The 11,162-nt window shown below is 69.4% G+C and carries 10 protein-coding genes and 1 pseudogene; 2 read left to right on the top strand and 9 right to left on the bottom strand.

What is annotated here, in order from left to right; translation table 11 throughout:
• Positions 1 to 172: pseudogene (locus AB0I04_RS40765) on the top strand (RNA-guided endonuclease TnpB family protein); the annotation flags it as partial.
• Between the two features lie 54 nt (positions 173 to 226).
• On the opposite strand, the gene rsmA reads toward AB0I04_RS40765, so the two are convergent.
• From rsmA to AB0I04_RS40730, 7 genes are all read right to left on the bottom strand, one after another.
• Entirely contained in the window at positions 227 to 1,090 is an 864-nt protein-coding gene (gene rsmA, locus AB0I04_RS40760; RefSeq protein ID WP_360897534.1) for a 16S rRNA (adenine(1518)-N(6)/adenine(1519)-N(6))-dimethyltransferase RsmA, read from the bottom strand.
• Between the two features lie 92 nt (positions 1,091 to 1,182).
• Complete coding sequence (locus AB0I04_RS40755) at positions 1,183 to 1,503, bottom strand: hypothetical protein (RefSeq protein WP_360897532.1); 321 nt, start codon at positions 1,501 to 1,503, stop codon at positions 1,183 to 1,185.
• Between the two features lie 315 nt (positions 1,504 to 1,818).
• Complete coding sequence (locus tag AB0I04_RS40750; protein WP_360897530.1) at positions 1,819 to 2,640, bottom strand: TatD family hydrolase; 822 nt, start codon at positions 2,638 to 2,640, stop codon at positions 1,819 to 1,821.
• Between the two features lie 56 nt (positions 2,641 to 2,696).
• Entirely contained in the window at positions 2,697 to 4,487 is a 1,791-nt protein-coding gene (gene metG, locus AB0I04_RS40745) for a methionine--tRNA ligase (protein ID WP_360897528.1), read from the bottom strand.
• Positions 4,488 to 4,604: 117 nt separating this feature from the next.
• Positions 4,605 to 5,774, bottom strand: coding sequence for a CU044_5270 family protein (locus AB0I04_RS40740; RefSeq protein ID WP_360897526.1), 1,170 nt, complete (start codon positions 5,772 to 5,774; stop codon positions 4,605 to 4,607).
• A complete protein-coding gene (locus AB0I04_RS40735) occupies positions 5,771 to 6,325 on the bottom strand; it encodes a sigma-70 family RNA polymerase sigma factor (protein ID WP_360897524.1) in 555 nt (184 codons plus the stop codon). Before AB0I04_RS40735 ends, AB0I04_RS40740 begins: the two co-directional genes overlap by 4 nt.
• A 223-nt stretch (positions 6,326 to 6,548) precedes the next feature.
• Complete coding sequence (locus AB0I04_RS40730) at positions 6,549 to 7,922, bottom strand: glycosyltransferase family 2 protein (protein ID WP_360897522.1); 1,374 nt, start codon at positions 7,920 to 7,922, stop codon at positions 6,549 to 6,551.
• A gap of 250 nt (positions 7,923 to 8,172) precedes the next feature.
• On the opposite strand from AB0I04_RS40730, the gene AB0I04_RS40725 reads away from it, so the two are divergent.
• Positions 8,173 to 9,735, top strand: coding sequence for a hypothetical protein (locus AB0I04_RS40725; RefSeq protein WP_360897520.1), 1,563 nt, complete (start codon positions 8,173 to 8,175; stop codon positions 9,733 to 9,735).
• 151 nt (positions 9,736 to 9,886) lie between these two features.
• Here the strand turns inward: AB0I04_RS40725 and AB0I04_RS40720 are convergent, their stop codons facing one another.
• Both AB0I04_RS40720 and rsmI read right to left on the bottom strand, forming a co-directional pair.
• Positions 9,887 to 10,186, bottom strand: coding sequence for a hypothetical protein (locus AB0I04_RS40720; RefSeq protein ID WP_360897518.1), 300 nt, complete (start codon positions 10,184 to 10,186; stop codon positions 9,887 to 9,889).
• Between the two features lie 117 nt (positions 10,187 to 10,303).
• A complete protein-coding gene (gene rsmI, locus AB0I04_RS40715) occupies positions 10,304 to 11,152 on the bottom strand; it encodes a 16S rRNA (cytidine(1402)-2'-O)-methyltransferase (protein ID WP_360897516.1) in 849 nt (282 codons plus the stop codon).
• Positions 11,153 to 11,162 lie beyond the last annotated feature (10 nt).

Raw genomic sequence — 11,162 nt, 5'->3', positions numbered from 1 at the left:
CACCCGGCATGACCGGGACCTGAACGCGGCCAAGAACATCCTGGCGGCAGGTCTTGCCGTGTCTGCCTGTGGAGCTGATGTCAGACACTCGGGGTCCTCCCGGGTGCAGTCGGCACCGAAGCAGGAAAACCCGCGCCGCGAGGCGCGCCGCACAAGCGGCAACCGGGCCTAAGACCGGTGGGACTCCCCCGCCGCCGGTCGGGGGAGGAAGTCAAAGTGGTCACGGTCAACCGATCGTAGGCGACGGCGGCCGGTGTTCGGCGATGCGGGTGAAGGCTTCGACGTCGAGGGCCTCGCCGCGGGTGGTCGGGTCGACACCGGCGGCGCGCAGGGCTTCCTCCGCCGCCGCGGCCGAACCGGCCCACCCGGCCAGGGCCGCGCGGAGGGTCTTGCGGCGCTGCGCGAACGCGGCGTCAATCGCGGCGAAGACCTCCTTGCGTGAGGCCGAGGTGGACGGCGGCTCGCGACGGGTGAAGGCGACGAGTCCGGAGTCGACGTTCGGTGCCGGCCAGAAGACCGCGCGGCCGACGTTCCCGGCGCGGCGGGCGTGCGCGTACCAGGCCATCTTCACCGACGGCACGCCGTACACCTTGCCGCCCGGCCCCGCGGTGAGCCGGTCGGCGACCTCGGCCTGCACCATGACGAGCCCGTGCCGGATCGACGGGAACGTCCCGAGCAGGTGAAGGACGACGGGCACCGCGACGTTGTACGGGAGGTTGGCGACGAGCGCGGTGGGCGGTGGGCCGGGCAGTTCGGCGACTCGCAGGGCGTCGGCGGGGACGACCTCGAGGCGGTCGGCGAGGTCCGGGGCGCGTTCGGCGACGGTCGCGGGTAGTCGCTGGGCCAGCGCCGGGTCGACCTCGACGGCCACGACGCGGCTCGCGGCCGGCAGCAGGGCCAGGGTCAGGGAGCCGAGCCCCGGCCCGACCTCCAGGACCACGTCCTCCGGCGCGACCTCGGCGTCGCGGACGATGCGGCGCACGGTGTTCGCGTCGATCACGAAGTTCTGGCCGAGGGTCTTGGTCGGACGCAGCCCCAGCCCGCTGGCCAGTTCGCGTACGTCGGCCGCCCCGAGAAGTCGTTCACCCACGGCTCCAGTGTCCCGTACGCCTGGGGTCGTTCCGTCACCGTCTTGTGATCCCCGGCGGTCGCCGCGCACCGGACCGCAGCGACCACCAATAATCACGCGTGCAGCGCCTTCAGGGCATCAAGCACGAAGCGACGCGCTTGGGCCATGTCCTTACGCGCTCGGTCGATATCGAGCACTTGGGCACCGGGCGCCGTCAGGGCTGCATGGCGGATGAACGACGACAGGCTCAGACCCGCCGCGTCGGCTGCCTGCTGGATCCGCTCGATCTCGGCGGAGTTGAAGCGGACTGAGACGACGCTGTCCAGCTTCCGGGAGATCTTGGCATCTACCTGTTCACCCCACATCTCCGGGTCGTCTCGGTGCTCGTAGTAGAACTCGGCCGCCTCGGCGTTCGACATCTCCCGTTCGCTCACTGTCATACCTCCCACGCCGTTACCGGCCGGGCGGAGTGACAGCTGGAGTCGTGCACGAAGGGCACCGCGAGCTTCCGGCCCCCGTCAGTAACTCCAACAGCGACATAATCCGCCGCCCGGCCGCGCCTGTTGCGCCGGATCACCGGCCCGTTAGCGAACACCTGCTCGACCTCAACTCTGGTGGCGCGCCTCAGCGCGTGGTCGAGGTTCCGTCGTCCCACTCGATTGCCTCGATGACGAGCACAGCTCGCGCCCTTCATGTCATACATGTATGACCGTCGAGCGTGATCGTTCGGGCACTCTCCGTATCCGATATCACCAGGGGCCGAAGACGCGTTCGCCGTTGGTGGCGATGGCGGTGCACAGGTCGGCCAGGTCGACGTTCTTGGTCTCAGCGAGGCAGCGGACGGTGAGTGGGACGAGGTACGGCGCGTTCGGCTTGCCCCGGTGCGGCACCGGTGTGAGGTACGGCGCGTCGGTCTCCACGAGGAGCAGGTCCAGCGGTGCCACGGCCGCGGCCTCGCGCAGGTCGGCGGCGTTTTTGAACGTGATGTTGCCGGCGAAGCTCATGTAGTAGCCGTGGTCGGCGCAGACCTTGGCCATCTCCCGGTCGCCGGAGTAGCAGTGGAAGACGACCCTCTCCGGCGGGCCCTCCTCCGCCAGGATGCGCAGGACGTCGTCGTGCGCGTCGCGGTCGTGGATGACGAGGGCCTTGCCGCTGCGCTTGGCGATGTCGATGTGGGCGCGGAAGGACCGCTGCTGGTCCTCGACCGCGGCCCAGTCACGGTAGTAGTCGAGCCCGGTCTCGCCGACGGCGCGGACGTACGGCAGGGCGGCGAGTTTGGCGATGTCGGCGAGGACGTCGGCGGTGGCGTCACCCGCGTCGTTCGGGTGGATCGCCACCGCCGCGTACACGTCGTCGTACGTCGCGGCCGCGTCGGCGGCGTGCTGTGACGAGGCCAGGTCGTAGCCCACGGTCACGGCCCGCCGGATGCCGACCGAGTGGGCGGCGGCGAGCACCTCCGTGATCGGCACCTCGAGGATGTCGAGGTGACAGTGGCTGTCGAACACCTCGACCGGCAACGGCTCGGGCAGCGGCGGGAAGGCCGCTCCCCGGAACCCGTTGGACGTCTCCATCTCCGCCCCCATAGTGAGCACCCTGCCCAGTGACGCGACGTCGTATGAACGGTGTGTCAGTCCTGCTCGAGCCGCGCGAGCTCCTCGTCCACGACCGAGGAGTCGAGCTTGGCGAACAGCGGCTTTGGCGGCGCCAGCGGCGTGCCGGCCGTGATCGGGCGCGACTCCCAGCGGGCCTCGGTGTCGTACGACCCGGTCAGGACCGGGTAGTCCGGGCCGCCGTCCTCGGAGACCTCGCGGATCTCCGGGGCGCCGCTCCACTCGCCCTGCCCGCCGAGCATCTGGTGGACCTTCTCCGAGGACGCCGGCAGGAACGGCGTGAGCAGCGACTTGGCGTCGTCGACGAGCTGCAGCGCGACGTGCAGGATCGTCTTCATCCGCTCCGGGTCGTCGTTCTTCAGCTTCCACGGCGCCTGCTCGGACAGGTACTTGTTCGCCTCCGAGATGGTGCGCATCGCCTCGTTCGCGGCGTTCTTGAACCGCGAGCGCGCCAGCTCCGCGCCGACGGCGTCGAACGCCTTGCGCGACCGCTCCAGGAGGTCCCGGTCGAGGTCGGTGAGCTCGCCGGCGGCGGGAATCTCACCGATGTTCTTGGCCGCGAACGAGAGCGAGCGGTTCACCAGGTTGCCCCAGGTGGCGACCAGCTCGTCGTTGTTGCGGCGGACGAACTCCGACCAGGTGAAGTCGGTGTCCTGGTTCTCCGGGCCGGCGACCGCGATGTAGTAGCGCAGCGCGTCGACGTCGTACCGCTCCAGGAAGTCACGGACGTAGATCACGACCTGGCGCGAGGAGGAGAACTTCTTGCCCTCCATGGTCAGGAACTCCGAGGACACCACCTCGGTGGGCAGGTTGAGCTTGCCGAGGGAGCCGGGTGTGCCGCCCTTGTCGCCCTGTCCGTTGTAGCCGAGCAGCATGGCCGGCCAGATCTCGGAGTGGAAGACGATGTTGTCCTTGCCCATGAAGTAGTACGCCTCGGCGTCCGGGCTCTGCCACCAGGCGCGCCAGGCGTCCGGGTCGCCGCTGCGCCGGGCCCACTCCACGGACGCCGACAGGTAGCCGATGACCGCGTCGAACCAGACGTACAGCCGCTTGTCGCGCCGGTCGACCCAGCCCGGTAGCGGCACGGGCACGCCCCAGTCGAGGTCCCGGCTGATCGGCCGGGGCTGCATGTCGTCGAGGAGGTTGCGGGTGAACTTGTAGACGTTCGGCCGCCAGAGCCCCTCCTTGCCCTGCAGCCACGACCCGAGGGTCTCGGAGAACGCGGGCAGGTCGAGGAAGAAGTGCTCGGTCTCGACGAACTTCGGCGCCTCGCCGTTGATGCGGCTCCGCGGGTTGATCAGGTCGATCGGGTCGAGCTGGTTGCCGCAGTTGTCGCACTGGTCGCCGCGCGCCCCGTCGTACCCGCAGATCGGGCAGGTGCCCTCGATGTAGCGGTCGGGCAGGGTGCGGCCCGTGGACGGGGAGATCGCGCCCATCGTCTTCTTCGTGAAGACATAGCCGTTGTCGTAGAGGCCCTTGAAGATCTCCTGGGCGACGGCGTAGTGGTTGCGCGTCGTCGTCCGGGTGAACAGGTCGTACGACATGCCGAGGCCGTGGAGATCCTGGGCGATCACCCGGTTGTAGCGGTCGGCCAGCTCACGGGCTGACACGCCCTCCTTGTCGGCCTGCACCTGGATCGGCGTGCCGTGCTCGTCGGTGCCGCTGACCATCAGGACCTTGTTGCCCGCCATCCGCTGGTAGCGGCTGAACATGTCGGCGGGCAGCGCGAAACCGGACACGTGCCCGATGTGGCGGGGCCCGTTGGCGTACGGCCAAGCGGGCGCGGTCAAGATGTGACGGCTGGACATGTGCTAAGCCTACGGGGCACTCACCGATGACTCATTCCGATATCGACTTTCTCGCCTGCGGGCCGAGGGCGTGCGGCATCGGCCCTCGATCGGCGCCGCACGCCCCTCCTCCGCGCGTCAGCCGCGGGCCGGCGCGCCGAGCCGGTCGGTCCAGCCGGAGCCGACCAGAAGGCTGATGCTCGACGGCCGGCCGGCGACCTTACCGCCGCTGATGTCGTACGTCTCCGACCCCAGGATCTTCGCCGTCTTCGGGTCGAAGATCGTGTGGACCTCGACCTGGTGGGGCTTCCGATCCGGGCCGAAGTTCACGCGCCGCGTGGCCAGGGCGACCCCGGAGCGACCGAGCCGGTCGCGGACCTTGCCGACCATGCGGATGTCCGGCTGGGCGGCGAGCAGCCGGTACGCGGCCGCGCGGGTGGCGGGCGTGACCGGGGCGCTGATGATGTTCTCCGCCATCTCACAGATGTAGGCGGACAGCGCGTTCCGCTGAGTCGCCGGTGCCTTGTTCCAGTCCCTCTGGATCAGTGCCTTGAGCCCGTCCGGCGTGGTCGGCAGTTTCGGCAGGTCCTTCGCAAGCGTGCCCTTCGGCAGCCCGACCTCCAGGAACGGGTCCTGCCCTGCGCGTGAGTCCGCCGAGAAGGGCTTGAAGTCCGTGAGGGAGGGCGAGCCGGCCCGCTTCCACGCCGCCTTGTCGGCCGGCGAGGCGAAGTCGGTCGTGATGTCCCTGTCCACCGTGCGGGTGGTGTCGCCCTGCCGGTACGGCTCCCAGTTCTCCCACGTGATGCTCACGTAGGCCGTGTACGGGTAGTAGGGGCCCGTCCTCGGGCCTCCGTTCGCGCTGACGCCCTTCGGCCTCGGCCCGTTGCCGGGCTGCCTGGCCTGGTCGATCACCTGGGTCCGGGTGTACCAGAAGCGGCCGTGGGTCGCCGCCGGTTCCTTGGCGACGGTCTCGGCGGCGGTCAGCAGCACGGTCTTCACGTCGAGCCTCTTGGGCGGCGCAGCGTCGCGCTTCGCCCCGGACACCACGCCCGGTACGACCGCGGCGCCGAGCGCCGCGACCGTGGCCGCGCCGGCGAGGAGGAGCACCGGCCGCCGGTTCCGTGCGGGGAGCGCCCGGCGGTCGTTCCGCGCCGGGCGCCGTGCGGTCTCGAGCACCCGGGGCAGGTCCGTGTCGCGGCGCCGCCGGTAGCCGTCCTCGGCCAGTCCCTCGATCTGGGTGCGGAGCGTGTTCATCGGGTCGGCGGTGCGGTTCATGGCGGCTCCTGCGGTCTCGTGCGAACGTCTCATCGGGCTTCCTCGTTGATCAGCGCCATCCGGCCCTGGGCGGCCGGGCGGCTGCGGGAGGACGCGGCGGAGGTCACCTTGGCCAGCCGCTTGCGGGCGCGATGCAGGCGCACCGTGAACGTCGCCGCCGTGCAGCCGAGGACCCGGGCGGCCTGCCGGGGGGTGAGGCCGTACCAGCTCGCCAGCACGAGGGCCTCGACGTCCTTCTCCCCAAGCCCGGCCAGCAGCTCCTTCGCGGCGTCGCGCTCCACCACCTGCTCGGCCACGTCCAGGCCGGTCAGGTCCTGGTCGCCGACCGCCTCCGCGAGCCGGTCGGTGAGCACCTGCCGCCGGCGTACGGCGTCGTACTGCTTGAAGAGCAGGTTGCGCGCCACTCCGAGCAGCCAGGGCAGCGGTGACTCGGGTAGGTCGTCGAGCCGCCGCCACGCGATCAGGAACACCTCGCTGACGACGTCCTCGGCAGCGCTCTGTTCGGCGCGCAGCAGCGCATAGCCCAGCACGTTCCGGTAGTACCGGTCGTACAGGGCGGTGAATCTCTCGGTGGGGTCGTTCACTCCTGCCGTCCTTCGCGTCGGTTCAGGTCGGTCGCGAAGTAGTCCCGTACGGCGGACGGCGGATTACACGCTGATGAGACCAAACGGTGGCAGGCCCGGGGACATTGATCGACTTAGAGGCTTAAAATTGCGCAAAAGTTCGGTTAACGCCGGATTCCCGCAGGCCTCCGTTTTCACCGCAAAAAAGGCCCCGGCGGATCGCCGGGGCCTTTTTAGACGTTGGTCAGGCGGACTTGTCGGCCTTGTCCTCGTCGCTCGCAGCGGCCTCGGCGGTCGCGGAGACCTCAGCGGTCACGGGCTCGGCGTCGCCGGCGGCTTCCGGGGCGTCCGCGGTGCTCGCGTCGTCGTCCTGCTCCGTCGCGGGCTCGGCGTCCTGGCTCTCGCTCCGGACCTTGTGCGCCGCGGCGTCGACGACGTCGGCGGCCTCGTCGGCCGGGTCGGTCATCGGCGGGTGCGACCGGCGGCGGATGTCGAGGATGCTGACGAACAGCGACGCGAAGATCATCTGGAAGCTCATGATGAGCGCGGTGGCGGCGGGCACGACGATGCGCAGCGAGTGCCGGGGATCGAGCTGCCCGAAGCTGTGCACCTGCCAGTGGAACAGCGAGGCGATCAGCCCGACGAGACCGGCGAGCGCGAGCAGCCCGCCGACGACGAGGCCGCGTTCCAGGCTCCAGGAGTCGATGATGCGCTGCACCCGTTTGTCATGGGGAAGGAAGCCCTCCTCCATGGCATAGACCTTGGTCAGCAGCGCGAAGATCACCGCTTGGAAGCCGATCACCAGCGCCGCCGAGGCGCCGACGAGGGTGTCGACGTCGAAGGCGACCTCGCCGAACCGGATCGGCCCGGCGGACAGGGCGACCCCCGCCACGAGGCCGAGCACCATCATGATGAGGCCGGGGATCAGGAACAGCCAGCGCGGGCTGTACAGCGCCAGGAAGCGCAGGTGGCGCCAGCCGTCGCGCCAGGTGCTGAGGTGCGGCGGCCGCGACCGGCCGTCGGGCGACAGGGTGGTCGGGACCTCGCGGATGTCGTACTTGGCGAGGGTGGAGCGGACCACCATCTCGCTGGCGAACTCCATGCCGCCGGTCTGCAGCTCCAGCCGCAGGATCGAGTCGCGCCGGAACCCGCGCAGCCCGCAGTGGAAGTCACCGATCTTGCTGCGGAAGAACAGCCGGCCGATGAAGCTCAGCACCGGGTTGCCGAGGTACCTGTGCAGCGGGGGCATGGCGCCGGGGGCGATGCCGCCCTTGAAGCGGTTGCCCATGACGAGGTCCGCGCCGCCCCGCAGCTGCTCCAGGAACGGCATGAGGCTGGTGAAGTCGTAGGAGTCGTCGGCGTCGCCCATCACGACATAGGTGCCGCGCGCGGCCCGGATGCCGCCCATCAGGGCGTTGCCGTACCCCTTGCTCGAGACGGGCACGACACGGGCGCCCGCGTCACGGGCCAGTTGCCGGCTGCCATCGGTACTGCCGTTGTCGGCGATGATGACCTCGCCGTCGACACCATGCTCTTCGAAGAAGCCGAGGGCCTTACGAACACAGGTCTCGACGGTCTCCGCCTCGTTCAAGCACGGCATCACTACGGAGAGTTCCACGTCGTGTCCTCCATCACCCCGCAGCACTGGCTTGGGGGTTTTTCGACTAACCTCGTCGTGTTCCGACAAGTGGCGCGTGTTATCCATGATGCCTGCCGTCGAGCGGCCGCGTGTTGCGAACTCGCAACCTTTAACTCCACATGGAGCGCTGGTGTGACGGCAGGCTGGGGATATCAGGATAGGGGCTGTGCGGTCCAGGAAGGTCGGTCCGGACTTGACGAACGCCGGGGAACTAGGCGGGGCTTCCGTCGTGACCGGAGCGCGATCCGATGAGGAGTCGCAGGTCACGACGGTGGACGAGGATGTGACGGAAGAGTCGCCGGTCGTTCGCGGATCGGGGCTGTGGGCGCTCATGCGCCGGCACAAGATTTTTACAGTGGTGCTCGCGGTGGGTGCGCTGCTCCGGATGATCGCCACGCTGGGATACCGGCCGGCGTCCTGGTTCAACGATTCTTTCGATTATCTTCATGTTGCGATCAGCCCGTATCCACATGCGATCCGGCCGGACGGCTACTCCGGCATGTTGTGGATCTTGAAGCCGTTCCACAGCTTCATGCTCGTCGCGACGATCCAGCACCTCATGGGTCTGGCCTCCGCGGTCATGATCTACGCGCTGCTGCGGAAGAGGTTCGGGCTGCCGGGGTGGGGGGCGAGCCTGGCAACGGCGCCGTTGCTGTTCGACGGGTACCAGATCCAGCTCGAGCACCTGATCCTGTCCGACACGCTGTTCGGCTTCCTGCTCGTGTCGATCGTCACACTGCTGATGTGGCACGGCCGGGATGTGACGTGGAAGGTCGGCGCTCTCGCGGGGCTGCTGCTGGGGCTTGCCACGCTGACGCGTACGGTCGGCACGCCCGTGCTGGCCGCCGTGGTGGTCTACTTCCTGGTCCGGCGGATCAAGTGGCGGGTGATCGCGGCCACCGTCGTGGTCTGCGCGCTGCCGCTGGCCGCCTACGCCGGATGGTTCTGGTCGTACTACGGCAAGCCGGGCATGACCATGAGCAGCGGTGTGTTCCTGTACGCGCGGGTCTCGGCGTTCGCGGACTGCAACAAGATCAAACCGCCGGTGACCGAGTACGCCCTGTGCAAGAACAACAAGACCTCGCACACGCCGCTGGTCTTCTCCCAAGATGCCATCTGGGACCGTAACTCGCCGTTCCACCGCATTCCGGCGGCGCGGTTCACCGATTATCAGAACCAGCTCGCCAGCGACTTCGCCAAGCGCGCGATCATGGCGCAGCCCCTCGACTATCTGAAGGTCGTCGGAAAGGACTTTCTTTTCACGTTCCACTGGAAGCGGACCGTCTTTCCGGACCGCGCGACGTACGAGATGTATCAGTTCGGTACGAAATCCGCTGCCTTGCCGACGTGGCGGATGAGCAGGGACCGTACGGCCGCATCGGAGGCGCGCACCTACGAGCAGGGCGACGCCCGCACCGACATCGTCGACCCGTACGCCCGGATCATCCGGACCTACCAGCGGCACGTCCACCTGCCCGGCACGCTGGTGGGCGGCATCCTCATCGTCGGCCTGGCCGGGCTGATCCCGCTGTGGCGGCGGTGGGGCGGCGCCGCACTCCTGCCCTGGATCACGGCGACCGGCCTGCTGCTCGTGCCGCCGGCCACCGCCGAGTTCGACTACCGGTACGTCCTGCCGACCGTGCCGCTGGCCTGCATCGCGGCGGCGATCACCTTCTCCGCCGAGCCTCGCCGGAAGCTGGCCCGGATCGTCCGCCGCCGTGGCGGCTCGTCGGACGCGGCCGACGCGCCGGACACGGATTCCTCCTCATCCGGCGAGACGGTGCCGGCGTAAGGCTTATCTCAAAGCCCCCGTCCGCTGCTGCGGACGGGGGCTTTGATGCAGGTCCTGGGGCGCGTCCCGGACCCCTGCCGCGTACCCGGCGGCAGGGCGACGCGCGGCGGCGCAGGGCCACAGCGCGCCGGGCGGGACACGCCCCGCTCGATCAGTAGGCGTGGAGCCGGCGGAGCTTGAAGATCATCTCCAGCTCGCCATGGCGCTGTGGCGGGACGGCCTGGCTCTGGGGCCGGCCCGGGGGGAGGATCTTGACGTCGTACGACCCGCAGGACGGGCAGAACAGCTCCGCCCACGGGGACGTGCAGCGGTGACCGTTGCGTCGGTAGTAGACGACCTCGCCGCCGTGCCCGTCGGCGCAGTGGCCGACCTCGAATTCCTCGTGCCATTCGTGCAGACACGCCAGGCACTCATAGGTCCACGTCTCGGGTGAGATCATGGATTCGTGCATGTGCGTCACCCCCGGGGGAATCGGCGTACGCGCGTGAAATGCGCACCCAAGTTATCTTTCCCCACCAAGTGACGCTTTGCGTACGGCCGCACACCCAAAAAGAACGTCAAATAACGGTCAATGATCCGCTTTACGGGCGACGACGGCGTCATAGAGCTCCCGCTTCGGTACCCCGTGTTCCCGCGCCACATCACCGATCGCCTGCTTACGCTGCACCCCGTCGCCCACCCGGCGCTCCACCTCCGCCGCGAGCTCGGCGAGGTCGACCTCACCCGCCCGCTCCGGCGCTCCCGCGACGACCAGCGTGATCTCCCCGCGCACGCCGTCGGCCGCCCATTCCGCCAGTTCGCCCAGCGGTCCCCGGCGCACCTCCTCGTACGTCTTCGTCAGCTCCCGGCACACCGCGCCCCTCCGGTCGGACCCGAGGGCGGTGGCCATCGCCGCCAGCGTCGCGGCGAGCCGGTGCGGCGCCTCGAAGAACACCATCGTGCGCGGTTCGCCGGCGAGGGCCCGCAGCCGCGCGGAGCGCTCCCCCGCCTTGCGGGGCAGGAACCCCTCGAAGCAGAACCGGTCGCTGGGCAGCCCCGAGATGACCAGCGCCGTGGTGACCGCGGACGGTCCGGGAAGGACGGTGACCGGCACCTCCGCCTCGACCGCCGCCGTGACGAGGCGATAGCCGGGGTCGGAGACCCCCGGCAGCCCCGCGTCGGTGACGACGAGCACGTCGTGCCCGGCCCGCAGCTCGTCGAGCAGCTCGACGGCGCGGGCCCGCTCGTTGACGTCGTAGTACGACACGATCCGGCCGGTCGGGGAGACGTCCAGATCGGCGGCCAGCCGGCGCAGCCGCCGGGTGTCCTCCGCGGCGATAATGTCGGCGTCCGCGAGGGCCGTGCGCAACCGCGCCGAGGCGTCCTCCGCTCGTCCGATCGGTGCGGCGGCCAGCGTCAGCGTCCCTGTGTTCTCCACGTCTCCATCT

The sequence above is a fragment of the Actinoallomurus sp. NPDC050550 genome, assembly GCF_040655075.1.
In the GTDB taxonomy this organism is placed as follows: Bacteria; Actinomycetota; Actinomycetes; order Streptosporangiales; family Streptosporangiaceae; genus Actinoallomurus.
The sequence above is the reverse complement of the archived record's forward strand: the minus strand, read 5'-3'. Positions and strand labels throughout refer to the sequence as shown.